The organism is Paraburkholderia sediminicola (genome assembly GCF_046026855.1).
GTDB lineage: Bacteria > Pseudomonadota > Gammaproteobacteria > Burkholderiales > Burkholderiaceae > Paraburkholderia > Paraburkholderia sediminicola_A.
This window is the reverse complement of sequence record NZ_JAQQET010000020.1, coordinates 39,723-66,135: the sequence shown is the minus strand read 5'-3', so window position 1 is coordinate 66,135 and position 26,413 is coordinate 39,723. Positions and strand designations below refer to the sequence as shown.

The following is a 26,413-nucleotide window of genomic DNA, read 5'->3' as shown; positions in this document are numbered from 1 at the left end:
GGCTCAAGCTCGAGGCGTCGCGGTCGACTCAGAATCGACCCAGCAGCGGACTCAGAGCGGACGCAACGGCGCGTCCTGAAAGCGCGTCAAGCCGCTTGCGGCCTGACGCGGCTCGCCGCGCCGGCACTGTGCCGCTCGTTGAAGATTTACGCGAGCGGCCTCATCAGCGGTATTGGCAGAATTGCAAGATCATGGCTCTAGCTAAACGCATCATCCCCTGTCTCGACGTCACGGCTGGACGCGTGGTCAAGGGCGTCAACTTCGTCGAACTGCGCGATGCGGGCGACCCGGTCGAAATCGCGCGCCGCTACGACGACCAGGGCGCCGACGAACTGACCTTCCTCGACATCACCGCCACTTCCGACCAGCGCGATCTGATCCTGCCGATCATCGAAGCGGTCGCCTCACAGGTGTTCATTCCGCTGACGGTCGGCGGCGGCGTGCGCGCTGTTGAAGACGTGCGGCGGCTGTTGAACGCGGGCGCGGACAAGATCAGCATGAACTCGTCGGCGGTCGCGAATCCGCAACTCGTGCGCGATGCGACGGACAAATACGGCTCGCAATGCATCGTCGTCGCCATCGACGCGAAGCGCGTGTCTGCAGACGGCGAACCGCCGCGCTGGGAAGTCTTCACGCATGGCGGGCGCAAGGCCACCGGCCTTGAAGCCGTCGAATGGGCGCGCAAGATGGCCGAACTGGGCGCGGGCGAAATCCTGCTGACCAGCATGGACCGCGACGGTACCAAGAGCGGCTTCGATCTTGCGCTCACGCGCGCGGTGTCCGATGCGGTGTCCATTCCGGTGATCGCCTCGGGCGGCGTCGGCTCGCTGCAGCATCTGGCCGACGGGATCAAGAGCGGCCACGCGGACGCCGTGCTGGCCGCCAGTATCTTCCACTACGGCGAACACACCGTGGGCGAGGCCAAGCGCTTCATGGCCGATCAAGGCATTTCGGTGAGGTTGTGACGTGGTGAATCCTTCTGCAGCAGAGTGGCTCGACAAGGTCAGATGGGACGCGAACGGCCTCGTGCCGGTGATCGCGCAGGAAGCGTCGACCAACGACGTGCTGATGTTCGCGTGGATGAACCGCGAAGCATTGGCGAAAACCGTCGAAACCGGCCGCGCGGTGTATTTCTCGCGCTCACGCCAGCGCTTGTGGTTCAAGGGCGAGGAGTCCGGCCACGTGCAGCATGTGCATGAAGTACGGCTCGATTGCGACGAAGACGTCGTGTTGTTGAAGGTCGAACAGGTGTCGGGCATCGCGTGCCACACCGGCCGTCACTCGTGTTTTTTCCAGAAATTCGAAGGCACGGTTGAAGATGGTGGCTGGGTCGCCGTCGATCCCGTGCTGAAAGACCCCGAACACATCTACAAATGACGCAATCCACTCAATCCACGGAACCCTCTTCGTCCGCCAACGACACGCTGCTGCGTCTCGCGGCCATCATCGACAGTCGCAAGGGCGGCGATCCGGACGTCTCGTACGTGTCGCGCCTGTTCCACAAGGGCGATGATGCGGTTCTCAAGAAGATCGGCGAAGAAGCCACCGAAGTCGTACTGGCCGCCAAAGACGTGCGTCAGGGCGGCGCGCCGAACGCGCTGGTCGGCGAAGTGGCGGACCTGTGGTTTCACTGCCTCGTGATGCTGTCGCATTTTGACTTGAGCCCGGCGGACGTGCTTGCCGAACTCGAGCGCCGTGAAGGCCTGTCGGGCATCGAGGAAAAGGCGCTGCGCAAGAGCCGCGAGCGCGAGCAGAACGGCGACTGATTGTCCGGATTTGTCCGCCCTGTCTTGAAGTGGCGAACGTCGGTACCCACATTGCACTGAACGCATAGGATCGCATCCTCGGGAGGACGCAAGCATGGAACAGTCGCAAGGAAATTATCCGCCGCCGGTTTATCGCAACGCGATCGAGCCAGAGCGCGAACGGAGTCTGCGCACGCTCACGCATGTGCTGTACGGCCTGTATGCGGTCCACTGGCTGACCGGCGGCCTGACGATTCTGATCGCGATCATCATCAACTACGTGAAGCGGCCCGATGTGGTGGGTACGCCTTACGAAGCGCACTTCGAGTGGCAGATCCGCTCGTTCTGGATGGCCTTGCTGGGTTATGCGATCGGTGGCGTGCTGCTGTTCGTGGTGATCGGTATTCCGGTTCTGTGGGCCGTCAGCATCTGGATGCTGTACCGTATTATCAAAGGCTGGCTGTATCTGTACGATAACAAGCCGCTCGCGAATCCGCGCGGCTGGTTCTGAGTCGAGTCCGGCTGTGGTCGGGTTGGGCATGAGCCACGTCGTGTCGCGCTTCGCGCTCTAGCCATACTGTGTCAGGAATACGATGAGTCACGACCCGAACTGCCTTTTCTGCAAGATCGCCGCCGGCGAGATTCCGTCGACCAAAGTCCACGAAGACGAGGAGTTTGTTGCCTTCCGCGACATCCGTCCGGCAGCGGAAACGCATGTGCTGGTGATTCCCCGCAAACACATCGCCACGCTGTCGAATTGCACCGAAAGCGATACACCGCTGCTTGGTAGAATGCTTGTGTTGGTGGCGCGTCTGGCCGACCAATTGGGCGTGGCGTACACCGGTGGTGAAACCGGTTTTCGCACGGTAATCAATACCGGTCCGGGCGGCGGGCAAGAGGTGTATCACCTGCACGCGCACATCCTCGCAGGGCCGCGTCCGTGGCAGCGAATGGGCTGACAGATAACTGCGGGCCGTGAGGCGCGCGGCGAGTTTTGGCGGTCGACAATAGCGCGGCCGTTGTTTTTGCCGCACTGTAATGACGCCGACGCGATCGTCAGGTCACAATGACACGCCGTGTTGCCGGTTGCATCGGAACAGCTCGCGGCAACGTATAGATGGAGCGTACGCGCTTCGATTCACGCCGCAAGGCGCACGAGTTTTGCCGCATCAAGATGCGGTGTCGGGGTTAAGGAGAGTAGTCATGGGTTCGTTGAGCATTTGGCATTGGCTGATCGTGTTGCTGATCGTGGCGCTCGTGTTCGGCACGAAGAAGCTGCGCAATATCGGCACCGATCTGGGTGGCGCGGTGAAGGGTTTCAAGGAAGGCATGAAGGAAGCCGAAACGCCCGCAGGTGAAGCGCAACAGCGCGAACTGCCGCGTAACGGCACCGTGGATGTGGATGCGAAGGAAAAGACGCCGCGTTCCGGCGATTACCGCTAAGCCGCGGCCCAACCGCGTTACTGACGGACACTCCACTTCATGCTGGACCTCGGTCTAACCAAGATGGCGCTGATCGGCGTCGTCGCGCTGGTCGTACTCGGGCCTGAGCGCCTGCCTCGCGTCGCCCGCACGGCCGGCGCGTTGTTCGGCCGCGCGCAGCGGTATATCAACGACGTAAAGGCTGAAGTCACCCGCGAAATCGAACTCGACGAATTGCGTCGCATGAAAACCGAGTTCGAAGCGGCGGCCAGCAACGTCGAAACCAGCGTTCAGGACAATCTGCGCAAGCACGAGTCCGAACTGAACGACGCGTGGAATAGCGGCACGTCGGTGTCGCCGAGCATTGCCAGCGGGGCGCTCGAAGATGCCGGCAATTCGCCGTGGCGAACCAGCACGCCACCGGCAGGCCCCAAACGCAAGAACTGGCGCGTCAAGCAGGCGGCCATGCCCACCTGGTACAAGCGCGCCACCACGCGCCGCACGCGCGTGCAGTCGGGCGCTGCGCGGGTGGCGCGGCATACGCCGGCCACCATGCGTCGTCAGACGCGGTTCTTCTGATGATCAGAACGACAATCTCTAACCGAGGGCCGGTGTGAGCGACCCCCAGCAGACCCAGGACGAAGGCACTGAAGAGACCTTCATTTCCCACCTCGTTGAATTGCGCGACCGTATCATTCGCGCCGGCCTTGCCGTCATCGTGGTGTTTGTCGGGCTCGTGTATTGGGCGCCGGATATCTTCCGGCTGCTGGCGCGGCCCCTGATGCAGAATCTGCCGAAGGACGGCAAGATGATCGTCACGGATGTGACCGGCTCGTTCTTCGTGCCGATGAAGGTGACCATGATGGTCGCCTTCGTGATTGCGCTGCCGATCGTGCTGTACCAGATCTGGGCGTTCGTCGCGCCGGGTCTGTATCAGCATGAGAAGAAACTGGTCGGGCCGCTGGTGGGCAGCAGCTACACGCTGTTCCTGTGCGGCATGGCGTTCGCGTACTTCGTGGTGTTTCCGACCATCTTTCGCGTGATGGCGCACTACAACGCGCCGCTCGGCGCGGAGATGAACACCGATATCGACAACTACCTGAGCTTCGTGCTGACCATGTTCCTCGCGTTCGGGGTGACGTTCGAAGTGCCGATTGTCGTGGTGCTGCTGGTCCGCATGAACGTGCTGACCATCAAGAAGCTCAAGGAAATCCGTCCGTATGTGATCGTGGCTGCGTTCGTGATTTCAGCGGTGGTGACGCCGCCGGACGTGTTCTCGCAGCTGATTCTGGCGGTTCCGCTAATCGTGCTGTACGAGGTGGGCATCATTGCTGCGCGGTTGATTGTCGGCAAGCAGCGGGCGGTTGTTGAGGATGCGAGTCCGCCGAATTGATGTAATGTGCCTCGGGCGCTGGTCGCGCTAGGCGGAAGGCCGGGCGCAGCAAAAAGGGCAGTCCATTGCGGACTGCCCTTTGTTTTTGCGGTGGCGGTGCTGTCTTGGTTTGCCGTGCCCGCTGAAGCGCCACTCCGTTTTCAACCGCCGTCGTCGTCCTGCTGATCGCCGCCGCCGTTGTCGTCTTCCGCCGGTTGCTTTGGCGGCGGCGGGCGTTTGCCGATGGTCACGTCCAGATCCATCTCGTGGCTCTTGCGCACCAGGTGAACCTTCGCCGCCGTGCCCGGCTTGATCTGCGCGATGACGTTCAACAGACGCGTGGTGTCAGTGATCTCCTGGCCGTCCACGCTCACCAGGATGTCGCCCGGCTTGATGCCGGCCCGGTCGGCCGGCCCGTTTTTCAGCACGCCTGCGACGATCGCGCCCGACTTCTGCTGGAGCCCAAACGATTCGGCGATTTCCGGCGTGACGTCCTGCGGCTCCACGCCGATCCAGCCGCGCGTGACCGAGCCCGTCGTGATGATGCTCTCCAGCACGCTGCGCGCGGTCGAGACAGGAATCGCGAAGCCGATGCCGAGCGAGCCGCCCGAGCGCGAATAGATGGCGGTATTGATGCCGAGCAGGTTGCCGTTCACGTCGACCAGAGCGCCGCCCGAGTTACCCGGGTTGATGGGCGCGTCGGTCTGAATGAAGTTTTCGAACGTGTTGATGCCGAGGTGATTGCGCCCGAGCGCGCTAACAATACCCATGGTCACCGTCTGGCCGACGCCGAATGGATTGCCGATCGCCAGCACCACGTCGCCCACGCGCGTCTGATCCATACGGCCGAGCGTGATGGTGGGCAGGTTGGTCATGTTGACCTTCAGCACGGCCAGATCGGTCTCAGGATCGACGCCGATCACCTTGGCATTGGTGGTGCGGCCGTCGGCGAGCGCGATTTCGATCTGATCGGCGCCGTCCACGACGTGCTGGTTCGTTAGAATGTAACCTTCCGAACTCACGATCACACCTGAGCCGAGATTCGAGGCCGGTTGTTCCTGCTGCTTGCCTTTGTTCTTGTCGCCGAAGAAATAGCGGAACAACGGGTCTTTCGCGCGCGGGTCGGGTGGCAGTGAGCCATCTTTGCTGGAAAACACATTGACGACCGCCGGCATGGCTTTTTGCGCGGCGTCTGCATAGGACGCCTGCGCAGGGCCGGTGCCGATGCCTGGCGCCACTTCCCGAAGCGCGACGATCGGTTCGGCGAGTTGCTTGCCGAATTGCCCTTGACGCTGGAGCCACTGCGGTTTGAGGGTCGCAATGATGAACATCAGCGCCAACAGCACGGTCACCGCTTGGGCAAAGAACAGCCAAAAGCGTCTAAGCATCTGAAGACTAGAGGTTTATATGGATCGGATCGAACTTGAATTGTACTTGAACAATGTTCTTGAAACCGCGCGCTTCAAGGACTATTGCCCCAATGGATTGCAGGTGGAAGGGCGCCGCCGGATCAATAAGCTCGCGACCGGCGTGACGGCTTCAGTGGCCTTTCTCGAGGCCGCGCTCGACTGGGGCGCGGATGCGGTGCTGGTCCATCACGGCTACTTCTGGCGCAACGAGGCGCCGCAGATCACCGGGCGCAAACACGCGCGGCTGAAGCTGCTGATCGCCAACGACCTGAACCTGTTCGCCTATCACCTGCCGCTCGACGACCATCCCGAGTTCGGCAACAACGCGCAGATCGGCGCGAAGATGGGCTGGATCAGCGACGCGCGCTTCGGTGAGAACGATCTCGGCTGGCTCGCCACGTTTCCGATGCCGATCACGCTTGCGCACTTCACCGCGCAAGTCGAGCAGACGCTCGGCCGCACGCCGCTTGTGTTCGGCGACCCGGATCGCGAACTGCGCCGCGTAGGCTGGTGCACGGGCGCCGCGCAAGGCATGTTCGAGGCCGCGATCAATGCCGGCGCTGACGTCTACCTGACCGGCGAAGTGTCGGAATCGGTGATGCACACGTCGGCGGAAAGCGGCGTCGCATTCCTCGCAGCCGGCCATCACGCCACCGAGCGTTTCGGCGTGCAGGCGGTGGGCAAGCATCTGTCCGAGCAGTTCGATATCGAGCACCTGTTTATCGATATCCCCAATCCCGTTTGAATTGAAATTCGGCATTAGATAAGAAAAAGGCACGAATAACGCAGAGGACGCTTAAAAGGAGGTGCAAAAAAGTTTGCGATCCGTACGGAGAAACCCTGACTTATCAAGGGCTTCGCACGGTTTTTGGCAATGGGGCCTTGTAAATGCCGACTCCATTCGCGCAAACTAGCGGCGGTAGAAGCGACGTGAAGGAAAAATCCAACTCAGAAGTGGGGCGTGTAATGCGAGACAAGGAAGATGAACGCGTCGACGGCGGCCGCCGTACCTGGCTGATAGCGACGACCGTAGCAGGTGGCATAGGAGGCGTTGCCACTGTCGTACCCTTTGTTAGTTCGTTTGCACCATCTGAAAAGGCCAAGGCGGCAGGCGCCCCGGTCGAAGTCGATATCAGTGATCTCAAGCCTGGTGACATGAAGACCGTTGCCTGGCGTGGTAAGCCGGTGTGGATCATCAACCGCACCGACAGGATGCTCGCCGATGTCCAGAAAGCCGATAACGAAGTAGCGGATCCTCACACCAAGAATCCTTTTTCGATGCCGTTGCCGGAGTATTGCAACAACGAATTCCGTTCACGCACCGACCACAAGAATCTTTTCGTCGCCGTCGCCGTATGCACCCATCTGGGCTGCACGCCGACGCCGCGCTTCCAGGAGGGGCCGCAGCCCAATCTTCCTGACGACTGGCCAGGCGGCTTCCTCTGCCCTTGCCATGGCTCGACCTATGACATGGCCGGCCGCGTCTTCAAGAACAAACCTGCGCCGCAGAACCTCGACATCCCGCCTTACATGTTTACGTCGGCCACCGGCCTCGTGATCGGCAAGGACGAGAAAGGAGAAGCGTAATGGCGATCGAACATGAAGTAGAGACGACCGGGCTGGTCGGCTGGATCGACCGGCGCTTTCCTCTGACGTCCACCTGGAAGAAGCACGTTTCCGAGTACTACGCGCCGAAGAACTTCAACTTCTGGTACTTCTTCGGGTCGCTCGCACTGCTGGTGCTGGTCAATCAGATCGTCACCGGCATCTTCCTCACGATGAACTACAAGCCCGACGCGACGCTCGCGTTCTCGTCGGTCGAGTACATCATGCGTGAGGTGCCGTGGGGCTGGCTGATCCGCTATATGCACTCCACGGGCGCGTCGATGTTCTTCGTCGTCGTGTATCTGCATATGTTCCGCGGGCTGATGTACGGCTCGTACCGTAAGCCGCGCGAACTGGTGTGGGTGTTCGGCTGCGCGATCTTTCTGTGCCTGATGGCCGAGGCGTTCTTCGGCTACCTGCTGCCGTGGGGCCAGATGTCGTTCTGGGGCGCGCAGGTGATCGTGAACCTGTTCTCGGCGATTCCGTTCATCGGGCCGGATCTGTCGCTGTGGATTCGCGGCGACTATGTCGTCTCGGACGTCACGCTGAACCGCTTTTTCGCGTTTCACGTAATCGCGATTCCGCTGGTGCTGATCGGGCTGGTGGTCGCTCACCTGGTGGCGTTGCATGAAGTGGGTTCGAACAACCCCGACGGCATCGAGATCAAGGCGAAGAAGGGCCCGGATGGCATTCCGCTCGACGGTATTCCTTTCCATCCGTACTACTCCGTGCACGATTTCATGGGCGTGTCGGTGTTCTTGATGATCTTCGCGGCGATCATTTTCTTCGCGCCGGAGATGGGCGGGTATTTCCTTGAAGCGAATAACTTCATTCCCGCCAATCCGCTGCAAACGCCGCAGGAAATTGCGCCGGTGTGGTACTTCACCGCCTTCTATGCGATGCTGCGTGCCACCACCGATCCGTTCAAGATCGTGTTGATGATCATCATCGCGCTGCTCGGTCTGTTCGCGCTGGTGCGCGCACGCGGCAAGTGGAAGCTCGGTTTGCCGGTGCTCGCGGTGCTGGTGGTTCTGGCCATGGCGTTCACCGAATCGAAGTTCTGGGGCGTGGTGGTGATGGGCGGCGCGGTGATCTCGCTGTTTTTCCTGCCGTGGCTCGACCGCTCGCCGGTGAAGTCGATCCGGTACCGGCCGTTTTTTCACAAGGTGTTCTACGGGATCTTCGTGCTCGCTTTCCTGACGTTGGGTTTCCTCGGCACCAAACCGCCGTCGCCTGCCTCGACGTTGATTGCACAGGTGTGCGCGCTGATCTACTTCGCGTTTTTCCTCGGTATGCCCGTCTGGACGAAGCTTGGCACGTTCAAGCAGCCGCCCGAGCGGGTGCGGTTCAAGCCCCACTAATCGCGAGCCAGGAGAACACGAAGATGAAAAAACTGCTTTCGACGTGCGCGCTGATCGGCGCGACACTGCTCGCGGTGCTGGCAGGACCGGCGCACGCGGACGAGAATTTCCCTCTCGACCGCGCGCCCGATAACGCGGAGAATTTTGCTTCGTTGCAGCACGGCGCTCAATTGTTTGTAAACTATTGCCTGAATTGTCACAGTGCGAACCTGATGCGCTATAGCCGGCTGACCGACCTCGGCATTACGCCGAACGAAATTCAGTCGAACCTGTTGTTCACCACGGATAAAGTCGGCAACACCATGACCGTGGCGATGCGCCCGGACGACGCGAAAGCGTGGTTCGGTGCGAGTCCGCCAGATTTGTCTGTGGAAGCGCGGGCGCGCAGCAAGGACTGGCTGTACACGTATCTGCGCAGTTTCTATCGCGACAATACGCGGCCGACCGGCTGGAACAATCTGGTGTATGAGAACGTGAGCATGCCTCACGTGCTGTGGCAGCTTCAGGGGCAACGTACCGCGAAGTTCGGTGACGAAGTCGACGAGAAAACAGGTGAAACGGTACACAAGTTTGTCGGCTTTCAACAGGTCACGCCGGGGACAATGTCGCCGGTAGATTATGATTCTGCTGTGGCCGACCTCGTGTCGTACCTGTCATGGATGTCCGAACCGACGCAGAAAACCCGCAAACAGCTTGGCGTGTGGGTACTGCTGTTCCTCGGGATCCTGAGCTTTTTCGCCTGGCGATTGAACGCCGCGTACTGGAAAGATATCAAATAATCACGCTGTCACCGGCGTGGGGCCGGCGCCAGGAAGAACCTGTGATACGGTTTTTCTGCGCGCTGGCCTTTCAGCTTTTTGAGGAAACGTAAACATGATGGTTCTGTATTCCGGCACAACTTGCCCGTTCTCCCAGCGCTGCCGGCTGGTGTTGTTCGAAAAGGGCATGGACTTCGAAATCCGCGACGTCGATCTGTTTAACAAGCCGGAAGACATCGCTGTGATGAATCCGTATGGTCAAGTGCCGATTCTTGTCGAACGGGACCTGATTCTGTACGAATCGAACATCATCAACGAGTATATCGACGAGCGCTTCCCGCACCCGCAACTGATGCCGGCCGATCCGGTTCAGCGTGCGCGCGCCCGCCTGTTCCTGCTCAATTTCGAAAAGGAACTGTTCGTTCACGTCGGCACGCTCGAAAACGAAAAGGGTAAGGCCGCTGAGAAGAATCACGAGAAGGCACGTCTTGCGATCCGCGATCGTCTCACGCAGCTCGCACCGATCTTCCTGAAGAACAAGTACATGCTTGGCGAAGAGTTCTCGATGCTGGACGTCGCGATCGCGCCGTTGCTGTGGCGTCTGGATCACTACGGCATTGAGCTGTCGAAGAACGCTGCGCCGCTGATGAAGTACGCCGAACGCATTTTCAGCCGCCCGGCTTATATCGAAGCGCTGACGCCTTCGGAAAAGGTGATGCGTCGTTGAGTTTGGCTTTGGGGTGAGGGCGCCGCGTCTCGATTGTTTTCCGTGCGCGCCCAAACCCGGTAAGAGGACTGTTGATGCAAGAGATTTCCACCAAGCCCTATCTGCTGCGCGCGCTGTACGAGTGGTGCACGGATAACGGCTACACGCCGCATATTGCGGTCCGGGTCGACAATCAGACGCGCGTGCCGCGTCAGTTCGTGCGCGATAACGAGATCGTGTTGAACATCAGCTTCGAGGCGACCAGCCAGTTGCAGATGGGCAATGAATGGATCGAGTTCAGCGCGCGCTTCTCCGGCAAGTCGCACAAGATCGAAGTGCCGATCGCCAATATTCTCGCGATCTATGCGCGCGAAAACGGGCAGGGTATGGCGTTCCCGGTCGAGTCGGCAGGCGGCGAAGCGCAGGATTCAGGCGCCGACGCGGAACTGGCGGACGAGACAGAGGCGCTAGCTGCACCACGCGCCACGGCGCCGCGCGCGGTCGAAGCGTCGCCGGCAACCGATGCCGCTGCCGCCAAAGCGGATAGCGCGACGGATGGCCCGCAGCCTGACGATGATGGATCAAAAGGTGGCGGAAGGGCTCGCCTCAAGATCGTGAAATGAAGTAGAATCACGGCCTCATGCCGGCTTAGCTCATCAGGTAGAGCGCTTGACTTGTAATCATGAGGTGGCGGGTTCGAGTCCTGCAGCCGGCACCAGTTGTAAGAAAACGGGTTTCTGAAGAATTTCAGAAACCCGTTTTTTTATTCCTGGCGAGAAATCAGGCTGGTGGCGGTACTGATGGTGCCCGGCGCAATGCGGCGCGAGAGTGAGAGTAAAAGCGAGCGCTCGGCGTCCAAAAAAATATTGGCGTCAAGGGTCGCGATATTGCTCGATGGGACAACACGGGGGCCGTGCAAATAGACGACCGTGGGAGCTTCGCCGCGAATAACCAGAATGCTGTCTGAGCCCCGCTGGGCTTGCGTTCGGCGGCCGCTGCCTGACGGTCTGGAAACGCGTAGGCCTGTCGAAGCAGGGTGCTGAGCGAGACGGGAAATGGCTCATTTTTGCCAGATCTCATTCACCTTGTCGATTGTGGACTTTTTAGTCCACCGCTTGCCGGCAGGCCGTAGTAAAAGGCGCTCGCATCGGCCTTATCCCGGCGGCGGCCAACAGATACCGTCCCGCGAATCCAGCCGGGAGAGGTACTATTCGGGCGTCAGTCGGCATCACTATCCGTTCAGTTCGGCGGGCAACGCCCCCGAGACGCGAGATTTCACCGCGTCACTCCCGCACAACACATCCCACCTTCACCATGACCAGCCCCGCAACTATCACCTGGCCCGAAGCCGACGGCCCCCGCACCGCGCGTTGGCGCTCCGAAGCCGCGGTGCCGCCGCCCAAACGCGTCGTCGTCGCGGATGACCGCACAACGGCTGACTCAGCCTACCGCCTCGCCTGCGAAGGTACGGCGCTGCTGTGGAACGGCGACTTCCAGAACGCTCGCCAACTATTGCAGGCGGTCACGCGCCGCCTGGAACGCAAACCGCGCAAGCAGGGCGAAACGCCGATCGACGTGTTCAACCTGCATCGTCAGGCGCAGTCGCAACGTGCCCGCACGCTCGGCATGATCCTGATCCCGCTCGACGCCGCTTACGGCATCCCGCTGCGCCGCGCGCCTGAAGTGCAGCAGGCGTGCATGGAGACTTATGGGCCGTCTGCCGACGAACCGTCTGTCGTGTCGCTGCGCGAATTGCTCGGTCTGATCGGTGCGCACGAGTGGCGTAAGAAGGGCGTGGAAATTCCCGCGCTGGGCGAGCGCATTCATCCGCACTACGGCGTGTTCTCGCCGGTGCGTGGCGAATATGTGGATCTGGTCGCGCGCACGCCGTTGCCGTCTCTGAACAAGGCGTTCGATATCGGCACTGGCACGGGCGTGCTGGCTGCGCTGCTCGCCAAACGCGGCGTGAAGAAAATCGTCGCGACCGATCAGGATCCGCGAGCACTTGACTGTGCGCGCGAGAACCTCACGCGTCTCGGCTACGTTCAGCAGGTCGAGGTCGTGCAAGCCGATCTGTTTCCGGAAGGCCGTGCGCCACTGGTGGTCTGCAATCCGCCGTGGGTGCCGGCGCGACCCGCATCACCGATCGAATATGCGGTCTACGATGCGGAAAGCCGTATGTTGCTCGGTTTCCTGAACGGCCTCGCGGAGCATTTGTCGCCGGGTGGGGAAGGCTGGCTGATCATGTCGGATTTCGCCGAGCATCTTGGATTGCGCACACGCGAGTGGTTGCTTGCGGCCATTGAAAAGGCCGGGCTGACCGTGGTGGGTCGCGAGGACATTCGTCCGCGGCACCCGAAGTCGACCGACGAGACCGATGCGCTGCACACGGCGCGCGTGGCTGAAATGACGTCGCTCTGGCGTTTGAAGGCGCGCTAAATGATGGCGCGCAAGGAAGCGCGCTGCGTGTAAGCCATTGAAACACGGCGCGTCAGACCGGCACGCCGCGCGCCTTGAGATACGCTAATGCGCCGCGGCCTGCTACTAGCCCGCTGGCGAAGCAGGCGGTGAGCAGATAGCCACCCGTCGGCGCTTCCCAGTCGAGCATTTCGCCCGCGCAGAACGCGCCGGGCAGACGCTGGATCATCAAATGTTGATCCAGCGCTTCGAAGGGGATGCCGCCAGCGGTGCTGATCGCTTCCTCGATAGGCCGGGCGCGCGTGAGCCGTACCGGCAGTGCCTTGATCGCATGCGCAAGACCGTTCGCGTCGGCGAAGGCTTCCTTCGACAGGATCTCGTGCAGCAAGGCCAGTTTTACGCCACTAACCCCGATTCTGCCGTGCAGGTGAGTCGACATGGAACGCGAGCCACGCGGTCGCGTGACCTCGGTCACGACACGCTCCAACGTCAAGCCTGGCGCCAGATCCAGCGCTATCGTGACGTCTCCGTCGGCCAGAATCCGCTCCCGGATGGCTGCCGACAATGCATAAATCAGACTCCCCTCAAGGCCGGTTTCGGTCAGAAGTATTTCACCTTGTCGATTGTGGACTTTATTGTCTACGTCGGTGAGCGTGATCGCTATCGATTTCACGGGCTGGCCGGCGAAACGCTCACGCAGATAGGGGCTCCAGTCTGCGTCGAAGCCGCAGTTCGCGGGCCGCAGCGGCGCCACCGGCACCTCGCGTGCGCTCAGCAGCGGCACCCAGGCGGCGTCGGATCCGAGCCGCGGCCAGCTTGCACCGCCTAGTGCGAACACCACGGCATCGCAGCTCACGCTTTGCTCGCCGTGGGGTGTTTCGAAGCGCAACTTTTGCGTCGCGGTGTCGCCGTTATCGTTGTCCCAACCGGTCCACTTGTGGCGCATGTGAAAGCGCACGCCAGCTTCTCTCAACCGGTGCAACCACGCACGCAACATCGGCGCCGCTTTCATATCGGTCGGAAAAACCCGGCCCGAACTGCCGACGAAGGTTTCTACGCCAAGCCCATGCAGCCAGGCCCGCAAGGCGTCGGGACCGAATAGGTCGAGTAGCGGCGCAATCTGTTCGCGGCGCGCGCCGTAGCGACCAAGAAACGGCTCGAGCGGTTCCGAATGCGTGATGTTCATGCCGCCTTTGCCCGCCATCAGGAATTTGCGGCCAACGGACGGCATCGCGTCGTAGACGTCGACTTGTACGCCGTGCTGGGCGAGCGCCTCGGCGGCCATCAAGCCGGCGGGGCCGCCGCCGATCACGGCGACGCGGGCGAAATCGAAGGAGGATGACATGCGATCCTGCGGATGAGCGGATGAGCGGGTGAGCGGAGGGTCGGCGCGTTGGCCTGATCTGACAATCGGGCGGCGTGAAGGGCGCTATTTTCACACCGCCGGCAACGCAGGGCAAACGGCGCGCGGCGAACGGCCAACGAGCTAACGGGCCAGCGCGAGCTAGTGGCCGAAAAGAGCTGGGTTCGGGCGTGTCGCAAACCTCTGCGCTCACGTTCGCTCCTTTGCTATTCACACGTGCGAACTATACTTTTCAAACACCATCCACCGGACGCAGTCTGCTTCTTCCCCCGCGTCACACTACCCCACCACTCTCATTTCGCCCACACGGCCAATGCAGCCGCGCCCGTGGCTGGCGACGTGGTCTGCGCGCCCGCTGTTTGTCTGGATGTTTCGACGTTTGATCAAGGAGATTGCCATGACTCGCAAATACATCGACTGCCGCGAGTTCCCGAGCGAAATGAATTGCACGGTTGCCCTGTCCGCCGACAGCGAGAGCGAATTGCTCGACGCGGCCGTGCAGCATGCCGTCACGGTGCACAAACATACGGACTCGCCGGAACTGCGCTCGCAGCTCAAGACGCTCTTTCATGAAGGCACGCCACCGGTCGAGGCGCCACGCGCGTGATTCGTTGTTTCTTTTCCTTGAGGATGAGGGCCGGCTAACCAGCGCGAGCGGCGGCGCGCCGCTCGCGCTGGTCGCGGCGTTGTCTGGGCGTCCTAGCCGGGATAAGCCTCATCAACCTTCAGGCCGGCCAGCTTGAAAATGACGCGCAGCGTTTGCGGTTTGATGTCGCGGCGCGAAGCGAGCGTCGTCATGACGAAGTCGAGCACTTTCGCGTACTTGAGCATCGTCAGGCAGGTTTCCATGTCAACGCTGCCGTCGCGCATGACTTCGGCCAGCCGCAGCATTTCGGTGGATATGTCGCGCGCCATTTCCAGTTCGAGCTGTTGCTTTTCCGACCACGCGGGCGCGGCGGTGAGCTTCGCCAGCATTTCCTGAAATTTCTGTTCGACGTTTCCGTTGGGTACCGTATCCATTGCTGCCTCTTCTATTATCCAGGGCGCGCGTCCGTTTGAGATCGCGGCGCGCTGCTGGTTACGTAACGTTCGGTCCGTGTTCCGGGACCGCCCTCCCCACATGCATTCGGTTCGCGTGACTGGAGCCACGGCCGGCAGCCTGTTGTTATGCGCGACACGGCTTACGCCATCGTGTGAGCCGGCCCGCAAGATGCTTCAAGCCACGTCGAGAACGTCCCGCATACCGCCTTTTGAGCAGGAAGTGTTCCAGGTTTGCGGTGTTTCTCGCATGGTCAACGCGGCTTCTTAGGTGAGTGGCCTGCGCTTTGGGTAAACTGGCAGCAACTTTTCCCTTTTTCCGTCATCTGTCGCACGTTCGCGTTGCAATCGATGGCGGTCCCCACGATGTCCAGCAAAACCCACGAAATCCGTCCGAACCAGTCCGTCGAACTGTTGAAGGAGCTTCATATCCTGACGCGCGACGGCAAGATGAACCAGGACAGCCGCCGCAAACTGAAGCAGGTCTACCACCTGTTCCAGTTCATCGAGCCGCTGCTGAAAGACCTCAAGGACCAGCAGGGCGCGGTGACGCTCGTCGACCATGGCGCGGGCAAGTCATACCTAGGTTTTATCCTGTATGACCTTTTCTTCAAGGAGTTTCAGGACGCCGCTGGTGGTGCTTCGCACATTTATGGCATCGAGACGCGCGAGGATCTCGTGACGAAATCCGAGGAACTGGCCGACCGGCTGGGCTTCAAGGGGATGTCGTTCCTGAATCTGTCGGTGGCGGAGTCGATTACTTCGGAGCGTTTGCCGGCGCAGATCGATATCGTGACGGCGTTGCATGCCTGCAATACCGCGACTGACGACGCGCTTCGGTTTGCTCTGGAAAAGCATGCGAAGTACATCGTGGTCGTGCCGTGTTGCCAGGCTGAGGTGGCCGGGGTTTTACGGCAGAACAAGGGTAAATCGCTGGGAAATGCTTTGACCGAGATATGGCGGCATCCGCTGCATACCCGGGAATTTGGAAGCCAGATTACCAACGTGCTGCGCTGCCTGCAGCTGGAAGCACATGGCTATCAGGTGAGTGTGACTGAGCTGGTCGGGTGGGAGCATTCCATGAAGAATGAACTGATTATTGCGCAGTTCAAGGATCTACCGAGACGGCGGCCGACCGAGAGGCTCAATGAAGTGATGGAGACACTCGGGATCGAGGAACTGAAAGACAGGTTTTTTGTTTCTGCCTGATCGGTCCTGCAGCGGTGGCTTTTTCCTGGCCACCGCTCGAACTACATTTTCATCAATTCATTCCAGCCTTTAAGACCGATCCGCCGAAGGGTCTCCTGATTCCGCTCGTAAATATCTTCAGCATCGGGAAAAGCCTGAACCGCGCGTTCAATACTATTCTCGCGAAGCAGATGCAAAATAGGATAGGGTGCACGATTCGTATAATTCTCGATATCATCGGGGTCATTGCCTTCAAACTGATAATGCGGGTGAAAGCTGGCAATCTGAATAATGCCTTCCAGCCGAAGTTGCTTGATCATTCTTTCGGCAAAGAAAAGACTATCGTTATAGTCGAGAAAATCACCGAGTACCTGCGGTAAAATCAGAAGCGTGGTATCCACCGCTTCAGGATTTGCCGCGATCAGCGCCTGAATCTCGGTTTCTAGATCGGTTAAAACCCCTTCCATATCCACAGCGTCGCTAACTGCGTAGCGAATCTGCCCCTTCACATGCACGGCCTTGGCGAAAGGACACAAATTGAGCCCAATCACGGCCTCTGTCAGCCAATGGCGAGTGGCGGCGATAACAGCATCATGAGATTCGGCAGGCGACGGCATGGCGAGCAGCGAAAGGGGAAAGTGTCATTCTAACGGCGCGGAACGGCACCGATCCGCGCCGGCCGCAACAGGACGGCAAAAACCTTAACGAGCGGGCGACCCGCCGCACGCCGCGGCCATCAACTGCGCCGCCATCTTCGGTGCGACAAGAATCGGCCCGCAGCCCGGGCCGTAGGTCTGGCTGGCCGCGTACACGCCTTCGATCATCAAACCCAGACCATTGGCCAGCTCCACCGGATCATCAGCGCCTGCCGCGGTCGTCAGTTCCAGAAGCCGCGCCATCAGCCGTTCCTTGTTGCGAACCACGAATTGCCGCGCCGGGTGCGCCGCGTCGGGAAACTCCACCGACACATTCACGAAAGGACAGCCCCGGTAGTCGTCGATCGATGCACGCACGGCCAGGTCGTCGAAATATTGCTGAAGCTGCTTTGCCGGCTCGCCCGGGTGCTTTGCAAAACTCTTCTCAACGTAGCCGAAGAATTGCTCGTCCTTTTGCTCCAGATACGCCATCACCAATTCGTCCTTCGACGAGAACTGGCGGTACAGGCTCATCTTGTTCACGCCCGCGCGTTCCACGACCGCGTCGACGCCGACCGCCCGCACACCCTCGCGATAAAACAGTTCGGCCGCGGCGCGCAACAGGTGCTGCTGCGCCTGCGGACCGGCTGTTTGCGCGCCGCGCGCGCGCCGTGCACTGGCCAGCTTGGGGGTTTCACTATCGGACATGGGCTACCACCTGAATTGAATTGACGCCTTGACATGTTACCGACCAGTCACTAATATCGCAACACTCATTGTGACTGAGCTGTCACAAGTCCTTTACCGAAGTCGTAACAATGCGAGCGGCGCGGCCTGCGGGCAGGCGTCGATTGGAGAACCGATGAACTGGGCAGCGAGACTGATTGGCGGACGTTTTCACTACGGCTGGTTGACCGTGGCGGTGGTATTTCTGGTGTTGCTGGCGGCGGCCGGCACGCGCGCCACGCCGAGCGTGATGATGCTGCCGCTGGAGCATCAATTCGGCTGGAGCCGCGCGACGATTTCGCTCGCGATCTCCGTGAACATCGCGCTGTACGGCCTGATGGGGCCGTTCGCGGCCGCGGCAATGCAACGCTTTGGCGTGCGTCCCACTTTGCTGATCGCGCTCGGCACGATGGCGGCGGGCGTGGCGCTGTCGTCGCTGATGACGCATCCGTGGCAGATGATTCTGATCTGGGGCGTAATGGTCGGCGGCTCGACGGGGGTGGCGGCGCTGTCGTTGTCCGCGACGGTCGTGACACGGTGGTTCACCACGCATCGCGGCCTCGTGATGGGAATTCTCACCGCCAGTTCGGCGACCGGCCAACTGGTATTCCTGCCGATGCTTGCGGCCATCGCCGAGCATTACGGCTGGCGCCAGGTGGTGTGGGTCGTCGCGGGCGCGGCGGCGATTGTTTTGCCGTTGGTCGCGTTTCTGTTGCCGGAGCGGCCCGCGGATATGAAGTTGCGCCCGTTCGGCGAACCGGCCGACGCACCGATCTCCGCCTCAGTGACGAAGCAGAATCCGCTGGCCATCGCCTTTGGCACACTCGCGATGGCGAGCAAGACGCGTGATTTCTGGCTGCTGTTCTTCAGTTTCTTTATCTGCGGTGCCAGTACCAACGGTTACGTCGGCACGCACCTGATCGCGATGTGCGGCGACTACGGCATGACCGAAGTGCAGGGCGCATCCTTGCTCGCGGCAATGGGCATCTTCGATCTGTTCGGCACGACGTTGTCCGGTTGGCTGTCGGACCGTTTCAATAGTCGCGTGCTGCTGTTCTGGTACTACGGCCTGCGCGGTTTGTCGCTCATGTATCTGCCGCACGCGTTCGGCATCGATTTCTTCGGCCTGCCGTTGTTCGCGGTGTTCTACGGTCTCGACTGGATCGCCACCGTGCCGCCCACCGTACGTCTCGCAACCGATGTCTACGGCAAGGAAGCGGCGCCGGTCGTGTTCGGCTGGATCGTTGCCGGCCACCAACTCGGCGCGGCCTTTGCGGCACTCGGCGCGGGCATGCTACGCGCGAGCCTCGGCACGTACACGGTGGCGTCGATGATTTCCGGCGGGCTGTGCCTGGTTGCCGCCGTGATCGTGCTGCGGATCAACCGGCCGGCCAAGGTACCGGAGCCGCAAGCGGTATAAAGCCGCGCCTCAGAGCACGGCGAACAACGCGAACCAGCGCAAACGGCCTCATACGGTCCGTTTGCCATTGCAGCCGACGTGAAAACTAACTGCGCACTTGTTGGAGCGCGAGCGGCCCAGCCCGGTTATGCTATGAGACCCCGGGCAGCCGCCCGTCGATCATGAATTTCGACCGAGAGAAGCGCATGACCAACAAACCCGCCCCTACCGCAGTTGCCATTCACGAGCTGATTGCAGGTCGCTGGAGCCCGCGCGCGTATTCGAGCGAGCCGGTGAGCCGCGAGCATCTGCATTCGGTGCTCGAAGCGGCACGCTGGGCGCCGTCTTCGTATAACGCGCAACCGTGGCGTTTCCTCGTATTCGACCGCAGCGTCGATGAAGTCTCGTTCAAGCAGGCTTTTGCCACGCTGGTGCCGTTCAACCAGGGCTGGAATGCACCGGCGCCGGTGTTGATCGCGGTGACCACGCACACGCTCACCAACAAGGGCGAAGTGAACCGTTGCGCGCCGTACGACGCGGGTGCCGCGGCGATGGCGCTGGTGTTGCAGGCGCACGCACTGGGTCTCGCCGCGCATCAGATGAGTGGCTTCGATCCGGCCGCGTTCCGCACGGCGTTCAAGCTGCCGAACGACGTCGACGTGATCGCCATGATTTCGCTTGGCCACTACGGCGACGTCGATAAGCTCGATCCGGTGCTGCGCGAGCGCGAGAAGTCGGTGCGCCAACGTCTGCCGCTTGCCGACATCGCTTATGGCGGCGGCTGGAAGAAGGCGTTCTGAGCGTCTTGCAGCCTTGGTGGTGACAAAAACGCGCGGCGCTGACCGCGCGTTTTTTTATTCCGCATCGCATTTGCTGCGACTTCGGAGGGGCGTTGGTCCAGTCCGCGCCTTCCTCGACACGTTAATGGGCGTGATTCATTCCGCGCCGTCCGTGACGCTCGAAAGTGGCGCGGCGACATTCTCGAGCGACTTCCGCTCCGCATCCACGCCCCATATCGCAGCGATCACCGCGGCTGCGAGCATCAGCCCCGAGCCGACCAGATAGCCCGAAAACACTTCGCTGCGCTGATGCGTATCGATCAGCCGGCCGAAGAACGCCGGGCCAATGATGCCGCCTAGCGCTGTACCGAATGCGTAGAACACCGCGATCGCCAGCGCGCGGATCTCCAGTGGAAACGATTCGCTGACCGTCAGATATGCCGAACTCGCTGCCGCCGAGGCGAAGAAGAAGACCACCATCCACGCAATCGTCTGCGTCACGACGGTGAGCATATGCTGCTCGAACAGGTAGCCGCTCAGCGTCAGCAGGATGCCGGACAGCGCGTAAGTCGTAGCGATCATTTTGCGTCGCCCGATGACGTCGAAGAGCCGGCCGAGCACCAGCGGTCCAAGAAAGTTACCGAGTGCGAACGGCAACAGATACCAGCCAATGTGGTCACCTGGCACGTGATAGAAATCGGTCAACACCAGCGCGTAGGTGAAAAAGATCGCGTTGTAGAAAAACGCCTGAGCGGTCATCAGCGACAGGCCAACCAGCGCGCGCCGTCGGTGCACATTGAACAGCGTGTGAAACACCTCGCGCAACGGCGTATGTCCGCGTGCGCGCAGTTTTAGCCGCGCGAGGTCGTGGTCGGAGAGTTCATGGCCTTCCTTGCGAAGGCGTGTTTCGATGCCTTCCACGATCGAGCGCGCATCGCGTTCGCCGCCGTGTGTAAGCAGCCAGCGAGGACTTTCGGGTACCCAGATGCGCATCGGCAGAATCGCCAGCGCCAGCACCGCGCCGATGAAGAAACAGGCGCGCCAGCCCCAGTCGCCCGGTAGTAAATTCGGATCGAGCAGGATCAGTGAGCCCGCCGCGCCGAGTCCCGCACCGATCCAGAAAGTGCCGTTGATGCCGAGATCGGTCCAGCCGCGCACCCGCGCCGGCGTGAATTCCTGGATCGTCGAATTAATCGCCGTATATTCGCCGCCGATGCCTGCGCCGGTCAGAAAGCGAAACAGCAGAAAGCTGGCGAGATTCCACGACAACGCGGTCGCCGCGGTGGCGGCCAGATATAGCGCGAGTGTGATGAAGAACAGCTTGCGGCGGCCGAGCCGGTCGGTCAGCCAGCCGAAGCCGAGCGCGCCGAGCACGGCGCCGGCAATGTAGGCGCTGCCGGCAAGCCCCACGTCGGCGTTGGTAAAGTGCAACGATTGGCTAGACTTCAGCGCACTGGCCACAGCGCCCGCGAGCGTGACCTCAAGACCGTCCAGCAGCCACGTTATGCCCAGCGCGACAACGATCAGCGAGTGGAAGCGCCCCCAGGGCAAACGGTCGAGCCGCGAGGGCAGGTCGGTTTCAATGACAGCGGCGTTTTTCTCGTGAACAGCGGCGGTAGGCGGCGCGCTCATTGCTGTAAGTCTCCTGATTGTCGAAAATTGGCGGCGTATCCTGTCGAATCCAGCAATTTTTGTTCCGTCGAGCGGGCTTGGGACATTATTGCGGGCGTCCCGGAAAGCGTCAGTTGATGCTGATTGGGCTTTCGTGTTACAAAGCCGCTCCCCTTTCTGTCCGCGCCAGCCGTGAGCGGCGATTCCTGCCATGAACTATTGCGCGATTGATTTCGGTACTTCCAATTCGGCCGTAGCCGTCCCTGACGGCGCTGCGCTTAGGCTTGCGCCGGTCGAGGGCGCCTATACGACGCTGCCGACCGCCGTCTTTTTCAACACCGACGAGAACACCCACGAGTTCGGGCGCTCGGCGCTTGCGGCGTACATCGACGGTTTTGACGGCCGTCTGATGCGCTCGATGAAAAGTATTCTCGGCTCGCCGCTCGCCGAGAATTCGACCGATCTCGGCGACGGCTCGGCGATCAAGTACACGGACATCATCGCGATTTTCGTCGACCACCTGAAGCGCTCCGCCGAGAAGAGCGTCGGTGGACCGATCAGCCGTGCCGTGTTGGGCCGCCCGGTGTTCTTCGTCGACGACGATCCGCGCGCGGACCAGATGGCGCAGCAGCAACTCGAAGCCGCGGCGCATTCAGTCGGTTTGCGGGAGATTCACTTTCAGTATGAGCCGATCGCGGCCGCGTTCGACTACGAATCGCATCTGACAGAAGAGGGACTCGTGCTGGTGGCCGATATCGGCGGCGGCACGTCGGACTTTTCGCTGGTGCGAGTGGGGCCGGAGCGGGTGACGCGCGTCGAGCGGAAGGACGACGTGCTGGCTCACCACGGTGTGCACGTTGCAGGCACCGATTTCGACCGCCGCGTCGAACTGGTGACGATCCTGCGCGAACTCGGCTACCAGACGCTTGACCCCGAAGGCCGTGAGATTCCTAGCCGCATCTATTTCGACCTGGCGACCTGGCACCTGATCAACACCGTCTACGCACCGAAGCGCGTCAGCGAACTCGCGCTCATGCGGCATCTGTTCATCCAGGCCAAACATCACGATCGCCTGATGCGCGTCGTGGAGCGCCGCTTGGGGCATGCGCTGGCGGCTCATGCGGAAGAGGCGAAGATTGGCGTGGCGGCGGGTGGCGAAACCGTGATCGACCTCGACGAGGTGGAAGACGACTTACGCCTCGCATTCGACGAAGCGCAACTCATCAAGGCCGGTCAGGATGAGACGCAGCGCATCGTGCAGGCGGCGCGCGATACGGTGCAGGCGGCTGGCGTCGCCCCGCGTGACGTCAACGCGATTTATTTCACGGGTGGCTCGACCGGATTAGCGTTTCTATCGAGTGCCTTGGCGGCCGCATTTCCGGATGCCAAAGCGGTATTCGGCGACCGTCTTGCCAGCGTTGCGACAGGTCTCGGTATTCACGCGCGACGTCTATTCGGATAACCAGACCAACCAATCGCATACTGCCGGGATAATCACTGTATGCAATGGCGATGGATATAAAAAACCCCGCCGAGGCGGGGTTTTTTTGCGTCCAGAAGGAAGCGTGCCTGCTTACGCCGGCTTGATGTCAGCAGCTTGCTTGCCCTTCGGGCCCGTCTTCACTTCAAACGTAACCTTTTGGTTTTCTTGCAGCGTCTTGAAGCCTTCCGTACGGATTTCCGAGAAATGCGCGAACAGATCTTCGCCACCGCCGTCCGGCGTGATGAAGCCAAAGCCCTTTGCGTCATTGAACCACTTGACGGTACCGGTTTCCATATTACTTGTTCCTAAAGATGGTAAATAAGGCCGAAGCCCAATGGGTGCGCATGAAAATCAAGGAAGGGGGTAATGGGACCAACCGGAGTACCGTTGATGGGCGAACTACGAAAGACCAATTCACTCGCCGCTTGAAATCCTGCCCGAACGTTATACGGCCATTTCAGGCCAAGGTCAACACTCCGGGCCGAACTTTACGATATTTTGATAGATTGGCGCAAAAGTTGCTTACAAAGCTTGCTATTCGCCCGAGAATTTTGCTAGGGAGAACCCTTGGTTTCGCTGCAACGTACGGGTGCAACCGTTAAACTACGCGCCGCGCGTCGGTTGCACCTGATTGGAATGGGCCGTCGCGTATGCATGCGCGTCACCCGTCTCCAGCGCCACAAGCGTTGTCACGCGGTGCCGACATGGTCTGCTGCAACTCGCATGGGACCGGAGTAAGTGCTAAAGCACGCACTCCGGCCGACACAGGAGAAGATGTGAAAAGTTCTATACAACGGAACATCGGGCCAGTCGCGCTCTTGCTGACCGGCTTGGGTTCGATCATCGGATCGGGCTGGCTGTTCGGCGCGTGGAAGGCTGCAAAAATTGCCGGGCCGGCTGCCATTTGTGCATGGGTCATTGGGGCGGTCGTGATTCTCGCGATTGCATTGACGTACGCAGAACTCGGCGCGATGTTCCCCGAGTCCGGCGGCATGGTGCGTTACGCGCGCTATTCGCACGGTGCACTGGTTGGTTTCATCAGTGCATGGGCCAACTGGATCGCCATTGTCTCGGTGATTCCAATCGAGGCTGAAGCCTCCATTCAATATATGAGTACATGGCCGTATCCATGGGCGCATGCGCTATTCGTGGACGGGTCATTAACGACCCCCGGGCTATTGCTGTCCGCGGTGCTCGTGATCATTTACTTCCTGCTCAACTACTGGGGCGTGAAACTGTTCGCGCGCGCCAATTCGGCAATCACGATCTTCAAGTTCCTGATTCCGGGGGCGACGATCCTCGGTTTGATGCTGACGGGCTTCCACAAGGAAAACTTCGGCGAAGCGAGCACCTTTGCGCCGTATGGCTGGTCGGCTGTGCTGACGGCAGTGTCGACGAGCGGTATCGTGTTTGCCTTCAACGGTTTCCAGAGCCCGATCAACCTCGCGGGTGAGGCGCGCAATCCGGCCAGGAGCGTACCGTTTGCGGTGATCGGCTCGATCCTGCTGGCGCTGGTGATCTACGTGCTGCTGCAGGTCGCGTATATCGGCGCGGTGAGCCCGGGCGACGTGATGAAGGGCTGGAGCCACTTCAACTTCGCTTCGCCGTTCGCCGAACTGGCGATCGCGCTGAACCTGAACTGGCTGGCTATCCTGCTGTACGTCGACGCGTTCGTCAGCCCGAGCGGCACGGGCACGACCTACATGGCCACCACTACCCGCATGATCTACGCGATGGAGCGCAACAACACGATGCCGAAGATGTTCGGCAACGTGCACCCGTTCTACGGCGTGCCGCGTCAGGCGATGTGGTTCAACCTGCTGGTGTCGTTCATTTTCCTGTTCTTCTTCCGCGGCTGGAGCTCGTTGGCGGCGGTGATCTCGGTTGCGACCGTGATCTCGTACCTGACCGGCCCGATCAGCCTGATGGCGCTGCGCCGCGCGGCGACGGATCTGGAGCGCCCGCTGCACATTCCGGGCATGAAGATCATTGCGCCGTTCGCGTTCGTGTGCGCGTCACTGATCCTGTACTGGGCAAAGTGGCCGCTGACCGGCGAAATCATTCTGCTCATGGTCGTCGCGCTGCCGGTGTACTTCTACTTCCAGGCCAAGTCGGGTTTCGGCGGCTGGGGGCGTGATCTGAAGGCCGCATGGTGGCTCGTGGCCTACCTGCCGGTGATGGCGATCCTGTCGCTGATCGGCAGCAAGGAATTCGGTGGCCGTGGCGTCCTGCCGTATGGCTGGGACATGCTGGTGGTGATCGCGTTCTCGCTGGTGTTCTACTACTGGGGCGTGCATAGCGGCTATCGCTCGGACTACCTCGAGGAGCGTCAGACGCACGACGAAGTTCTCGAAGGCATGGGCGCACATTAAGAGTTGCTGCGCTAAGTCTTCCGCCGGATCAGCTTGATCCGGCACAGTACGAAAAAGCCCGCCTGGTTGCTCAGGCGGGCTTTTTTGTTTGCGACGGCGCTCAGATCCTGTTTGGGTGTTTCCGATGGCGCTGGGTTGCCGTCGAATCAGGCCGTGCCGAACACGTAATTCGTCATGGCGAGCGACCGTTGGTAGGTCCCAAGCGACTGGATTGCCAGCGAATAATCGTCGTCCGCCGCCCCAAGGGCCGCGAATACGGGCAGCAGGTGCTCGTCGGTGGGATGCATCAGCACCGCGTGCGGCGCCTGACGGCGGTAGTCGAGCAACGCCTCGATGTCATACGCAGCGAGCTTTGCCTCGAACCAGCCGGTGAATTCGGCCACGCGCGGGTCGGCGTCCTCCGGGCGCGCGGAAAAGTCGGCTGCGCGCAGGTTGTGCGTGATCTGGCCCGAGCCGATCACCATCACGCCGTCGTCTTTCAGTGAGCGCAGCGCGCGACCCACGCGGAAGTGATGGGCGGCGTCCTGGCGCGGCTGAATCGACAACTGCGCGACCGGCACGTCGGCGGCCGGGAACATCAGCAGCATCGGCACCCACGCGCCGTGATCGAGCCCATGCGGCTGGGCGTTGGTAAGGATGCCGTGTTCACCGAGCAGTACGGCGGCACGGCGCGCCACAGCGGGCGCACCCGGAGCCGGATACTGTATTTCATACAACTGACGCGGAAAGCCGTAGAAATCGTGGATGGTTTCCGGTGCGATGGAAGTGCTCACCTCAGGCTGTGCCGTGCCCCAATGGGCCGACAGCATCAGCACGGCTTCAGGACGCGGCAATTGCGCCGACAGTGCGCCGAATTCGGCGGACGGCATGGATGGGTCGATTGGCAGCGTAGGTGCGCCGTGGGAAAGGAAAAGCGACGGTAAGCGATTCATGGCAGCAACGCCGCCGCAGGGATGCGGCGCGGAAGTGGGGTTGCTATCAATATAGGTCCGTACCGACGTTTGATAAACGGGTGAAAACGGA

Annotated in this window: 29 protein-coding genes and 1 tRNA gene; 22 read left to right on the top strand and 8 right to left on the bottom strand. The window is 60.9% G+C overall.

Going from position 1 to position 26,413, the window contains the following annotated elements; translation table 11 throughout:
* Nucleotides 1–191: 191 nt before the first annotated feature.
* The 8 genes from hisF to tatC all read left to right on the top strand — a co-directional run bounded on the left by hisF (nucleotide 192) and on the right by tatC (nucleotide 4,560).
* The gene (gene hisF, locus PQR40_RS22185) at nucleotides 192–965 is read left to right on the top strand and encodes an imidazole glycerol phosphate synthase subunit HisF (RefSeq protein WP_054036627.1); all 774 of its coding nucleotides are present in this window, start codon (nucleotides 192–194) and stop codon (nucleotides 963–965) included.
* A 1-nt stretch (nucleotide 966) separates the two neighbouring features.
* Nucleotides 967–1,377 carry a phosphoribosyl-AMP cyclohydrolase gene (hisI, locus tag PQR40_RS22180; RefSeq protein ID WP_408338238.1) on the top strand — a complete coding sequence of 137 codons (411 nt, stop codon included), beginning with the start codon at nucleotides 967–969 and terminating at the stop codon, nucleotides 1,375–1,377.
* On the top strand, nucleotides 1,374–1,766 hold the full coding sequence (locus PQR40_RS22175; RefSeq protein ID WP_408235998.1) for a phosphoribosyl-ATP diphosphatase: 393 nt from the start codon (nucleotides 1,374–1,376) through the stop codon (nucleotides 1,764–1,766). The genes hisI and PQR40_RS22175 overlap by 4 nt, the downstream gene beginning before the upstream one ends.
* A gap of 94 nt (nucleotides 1,767–1,860) precedes the next feature.
* Nucleotides 1,861–2,256 carry a DUF4870 family protein gene (locus tag PQR40_RS22170; RefSeq protein WP_408216758.1) on the top strand — a complete coding sequence of 132 codons (396 nt, stop codon included), beginning with the start codon at nucleotides 1,861–1,863 and terminating at the stop codon, nucleotides 2,254–2,256.
* A gap of 82 nt (nucleotides 2,257–2,338) precedes the next feature.
* Entirely contained in the window at nucleotides 2,339–2,704 is a 366-nt protein-coding gene (locus PQR40_RS22165; RefSeq protein ID WP_408216755.1) for a histidine triad nucleotide-binding protein, read from the top strand.
* 244 nt (nucleotides 2,705–2,948) lie between these two features.
* Nucleotides 2,949–3,188 carry a Sec-independent protein translocase subunit TatA gene (gene tatA, locus PQR40_RS22160; RefSeq protein WP_028199650.1) on the top strand — a complete coding sequence of 80 codons (240 nt, stop codon included), beginning with the start codon at nucleotides 2,949–2,951 and terminating at the stop codon, nucleotides 3,186–3,188.
* A 39-nt stretch (nucleotides 3,189–3,227) separates the two neighbouring features.
* Nucleotides 3,228–3,746 (top strand): Sec-independent protein translocase protein TatB, encoded by a 519-nt coding sequence (gene tatB / locus PQR40_RS22155; RefSeq protein WP_408509883.1) that lies wholly within the window; start codon nucleotides 3,228–3,230, stop codon nucleotides 3,744–3,746.
* Nucleotides 3,747–3,780: 34 nt separating this feature from the next.
* On the top strand, nucleotides 3,781–4,560 hold the full coding sequence (gene tatC / locus PQR40_RS22150) for a twin-arginine translocase subunit TatC (RefSeq protein ID WP_408235992.1): 780 nt from the start codon (nucleotides 3,781–3,783) through the stop codon (nucleotides 4,558–4,560).
* 140 nt (nucleotides 4,561–4,700) lie between these two features.
* On the opposite strand, the gene PQR40_RS22145 is transcribed toward tatC, so the two are convergent.
* Nucleotides 4,701–5,927: a Do family serine endopeptidase gene (locus PQR40_RS22145; RefSeq protein WP_408235989.1), complete on the bottom strand. Its 1,227-nt coding sequence runs from the start codon at nucleotides 5,925–5,927 to the stop codon at nucleotides 4,701–4,703.
* Between the two features lie 19 nt (nucleotides 5,928–5,946).
* On the opposite strand from PQR40_RS22145, the gene PQR40_RS22140 reads away from it, so the two are divergent.
* From PQR40_RS22140 to PQR40_RS22105, 8 genes are all read left to right on the top strand, one after another.
* On the top strand, nucleotides 5,947–6,693 hold the full coding sequence (locus tag PQR40_RS22140; RefSeq protein ID WP_325044347.1) for a Nif3-like dinuclear metal center hexameric protein: 747 nt from the start codon (nucleotides 5,947–5,949) through the stop codon (nucleotides 6,691–6,693).
* Between the two features lie 221 nt (nucleotides 6,694–6,914).
* Nucleotides 6,915–7,535 (top strand): ubiquinol-cytochrome c reductase iron-sulfur subunit, encoded by a 621-nt coding sequence (gene petA / locus PQR40_RS22135; protein WP_408236133.1) that lies wholly within the window; start codon nucleotides 6,915–6,917, stop codon nucleotides 7,533–7,535.
* Nucleotides 7,535–8,914, top strand: a complete 1,380-nt coding sequence (locus PQR40_RS22130; protein WP_408235985.1) for a cytochrome b — start codon at nucleotides 7,535–7,537, stop codon at nucleotides 8,912–8,914. The genes petA and PQR40_RS22130 overlap by 1 nt, the downstream gene beginning before the upstream one ends.
* A gap of 23 nt (nucleotides 8,915–8,937) precedes the next feature.
* Complete coding sequence (locus PQR40_RS22125) at nucleotides 8,938–9,693, top strand: cytochrome c1 (protein WP_408235982.1); 756 nt, start codon at nucleotides 8,938–8,940, stop codon at nucleotides 9,691–9,693.
* A 94-nt stretch (nucleotides 9,694–9,787) separates the two neighbouring features.
* A complete protein-coding gene (locus PQR40_RS22120) occupies nucleotides 9,788–10,399 on the top strand; it encodes a glutathione S-transferase N-terminal domain-containing protein (protein WP_006052302.1) in 612 nt (203 codons plus the stop codon).
* 74 nt (nucleotides 10,400–10,473) lie between these two features.
* Nucleotides 10,474–11,001 (top strand): ClpXP protease specificity-enhancing factor, encoded by a 528-nt coding sequence (locus PQR40_RS22115; RefSeq protein WP_408235979.1) that lies wholly within the window; start codon nucleotides 10,474–10,476, stop codon nucleotides 10,999–11,001.
* A gap of 19 nt (nucleotides 11,002–11,020) precedes the next feature.
* Nucleotides 11,021–11,096 (top strand) — tRNA-Thr (locus PQR40_RS22110).
* A gap of 596 nt (nucleotides 11,097–11,692) precedes the next feature.
* A complete protein-coding gene (locus PQR40_RS22105; RefSeq protein WP_408235976.1) occupies nucleotides 11,693–12,817 on the top strand; it encodes a methyltransferase in 1,125 nt (374 codons plus the stop codon).
* A 52-nt stretch (nucleotides 12,818–12,869) separates the two neighbouring features.
* Here the strand turns inward: PQR40_RS22105 and PQR40_RS22100 are convergent, their stop codons facing one another.
* Nucleotides 12,870–14,141 carry a TIGR03862 family flavoprotein gene (locus PQR40_RS22100; RefSeq protein ID WP_408509882.1) on the bottom strand — a complete coding sequence of 424 codons (1,272 nt, stop codon included), beginning with the start codon at nucleotides 14,139–14,141 and terminating at the stop codon, nucleotides 12,870–12,872.
* 415 nt (nucleotides 14,142–14,556) lie between these two features.
* On the opposite strand from PQR40_RS22100, the gene PQR40_RS22095 reads away from it, so the two are divergent.
* On the top strand, nucleotides 14,557–14,766 hold the full coding sequence (locus PQR40_RS22095; protein WP_201079526.1) for a DUF1059 domain-containing protein: 210 nt from the start codon (nucleotides 14,557–14,559) through the stop codon (nucleotides 14,764–14,766).
* Between the two features lie 92 nt (nucleotides 14,767–14,858).
* On the opposite strand, the gene PQR40_RS22090 is transcribed toward PQR40_RS22095, so the two are convergent.
* Complete coding sequence (locus PQR40_RS22090) at nucleotides 14,859–15,179, bottom strand: type II toxin-antitoxin system HicA family toxin (RefSeq protein ID WP_074282059.1); 321 nt, start codon at nucleotides 15,177–15,179, stop codon at nucleotides 14,859–14,861.
* A 384-nt stretch (nucleotides 15,180–15,563) separates the two neighbouring features.
* On the opposite strand from PQR40_RS22090, the gene PQR40_RS22085 reads away from it, so the two are divergent.
* Nucleotides 15,564–16,406: a class I SAM-dependent methyltransferase gene (locus PQR40_RS22085; RefSeq protein ID WP_408235970.1), complete on the top strand. Its 843-nt coding sequence runs from the start codon at nucleotides 15,564–15,566 to the stop codon at nucleotides 16,404–16,406.
* Between the two features lie 41 nt (nucleotides 16,407–16,447).
* Here PQR40_RS22085 and PQR40_RS22080 read toward each other — a convergent pair whose 3' ends face one another.
* Nucleotides 16,448–17,002: a DUF1415 domain-containing protein gene (locus tag PQR40_RS22080; RefSeq protein WP_408235967.1), complete on the bottom strand. Its 555-nt coding sequence runs from the start codon at nucleotides 17,000–17,002 to the stop codon at nucleotides 16,448–16,450.
* An 84-nt stretch (nucleotides 17,003–17,086) separates the two neighbouring features.
* Nucleotides 17,087–17,728 (bottom strand): TetR/AcrR family transcriptional regulator, encoded by a 642-nt coding sequence (locus tag PQR40_RS22075; RefSeq protein ID WP_408235964.1) that lies wholly within the window; start codon nucleotides 17,726–17,728, stop codon nucleotides 17,087–17,089.
* 154 nt (nucleotides 17,729–17,882) lie between these two features.
* Here PQR40_RS22075 and PQR40_RS22070 point away from each other — a divergent pair, with 154 nt between their 5' ends.
* The gene (locus PQR40_RS22070; protein ID WP_408235961.1) at nucleotides 17,883–19,166 is read left to right on the top strand and encodes an MFS transporter; all 1,284 of its coding nucleotides are present in this window, start codon (nucleotides 17,883–17,885) and stop codon (nucleotides 19,164–19,166) included.
* Nucleotides 19,167–19,351: 185 nt separating this feature from the next.
* Nucleotides 19,352–19,945: a nitroreductase family protein gene (locus PQR40_RS22065; protein WP_408235958.1), complete on the top strand. Its 594-nt coding sequence runs from the start codon at nucleotides 19,352–19,354 to the stop codon at nucleotides 19,943–19,945.
* Between the two features lie 135 nt (nucleotides 19,946–20,080).
* On the opposite strand, the gene PQR40_RS22060 is transcribed toward PQR40_RS22065, so the two are convergent.
* A complete protein-coding gene (locus PQR40_RS22060) occupies nucleotides 20,081–21,556 on the bottom strand; it encodes an MFS transporter (RefSeq protein WP_408509881.1) in 1,476 nt (491 codons plus the stop codon).
* A 190-nt stretch (nucleotides 21,557–21,746) separates the two neighbouring features.
* On the opposite strand from PQR40_RS22060, the gene PQR40_RS22055 reads away from it, so the two are divergent.
* Complete coding sequence (locus PQR40_RS22055; protein WP_408509880.1) at nucleotides 21,747–22,997, top strand: Hsp70 family protein; 1,251 nt, start codon at nucleotides 21,747–21,749, stop codon at nucleotides 22,995–22,997.
* A gap of 111 nt (nucleotides 22,998–23,108) precedes the next feature.
* On the opposite strand, the gene PQR40_RS22050 is transcribed toward PQR40_RS22055, so the two are convergent.
* Nucleotides 23,109–23,312, bottom strand: a complete 204-nt coding sequence (locus PQR40_RS22050) for a cold-shock protein (RefSeq protein WP_035554962.1) — start codon at nucleotides 23,310–23,312, stop codon at nucleotides 23,109–23,111.
* A 482-nt stretch (nucleotides 23,313–23,794) separates the two neighbouring features.
* Between PQR40_RS22050 and PQR40_RS22045 the strand changes: the two genes are divergently transcribed.
* Nucleotides 23,795–25,390 carry an APC family permease gene (locus PQR40_RS22045; RefSeq protein ID WP_408235949.1) on the top strand — a complete coding sequence of 532 codons (1,596 nt, stop codon included), beginning with the start codon at nucleotides 23,795–23,797 and terminating at the stop codon, nucleotides 25,388–25,390.
* Between the two features lie 146 nt (nucleotides 25,391–25,536).
* On the opposite strand, the gene PQR40_RS22040 is transcribed toward PQR40_RS22045, so the two are convergent.
* Nucleotides 25,537–26,322 (bottom strand): DODA-type extradiol aromatic ring-opening family dioxygenase, encoded by a 786-nt coding sequence (locus PQR40_RS22040; protein WP_408509879.1) that lies wholly within the window; start codon nucleotides 26,320–26,322, stop codon nucleotides 25,537–25,539.
* Nucleotides 26,323–26,413: the final 91 nt, after the last annotated feature.